This is a genomic window from Aequorivita lipolytica, from assembly GCF_007997135.1.
Taxonomy (GTDB): domain Bacteria; phylum Bacteroidota; class Bacteroidia; order Flavobacteriales; family Flavobacteriaceae; genus Aequorivita; species Aequorivita lipolytica.
Genome location: NZ_VORU01000047.1, coordinates 1 through 518, shown reverse-complemented (window position 1 = coordinate 518; position 518 = coordinate 1). Strand labels below are relative to the sequence as shown.

Below are 518 nucleotides of genomic sequence, written 5' to 3'. Positions count from 1 at the left end.
TAACGTGTTGTGTATGGGCAGTAGCGGGATTTCCCCCAAAACTTTCGCCCTTAAACAGACTTTAAATTTATAAAATTATTTTCGGATCCAGCACGTAGCCGCTATTGCTTATACACAGTGTTAATGGCAGGTTTTCCATTTCTGCGGAACTTTGCTGATAAAAAACGAACTTGATGCCTGCCGAAAACACGGTTTTTGATCGTCCGCAAATAAACACCTGCCAAAAAATCTTCATCCAGCCATTCATTCTACTACCGTTGGCAAATAAGCGACTGCCATCGACGGAAGCCCAAAATCCCCGGCGACATTTTCGCAAATAAACACCTGCCAAAAAAATATCCGTCCAGTTGCTCATTCTACTATCGTCGGGAAACAAACAACTGCTTTTGTGGGGATTTTGGGATTCCCCGCCCAAAAACCGTGTTTTCATTTTCGCTGAAAAGCACGAGCCCCATTTTTCAAAGGTCCTTTTGGGTTCTGCTGCGCCAACATTTACTTAAGCCAACTTGCCGTTAACG

General features: G+C 43.8%; 1 protein-coding gene. It reads right to left on the bottom strand.

Features of this window, described 5'->3' with window-relative positions; translation table 11 throughout:
* Nucleotides 1-67: 67 nt before the first annotated feature.
* Nucleotides 68-430 carry a hypothetical protein gene (locus ESV24_RS15220; RefSeq protein WP_111817171.1) on the bottom strand — a complete coding sequence of 121 codons (363 nt, stop codon included), beginning with the start codon at nt 428-430 and terminating at the stop codon, nt 68-70.
* Between the last annotated feature and the right edge of the window lie 88 nt (nt 431-518).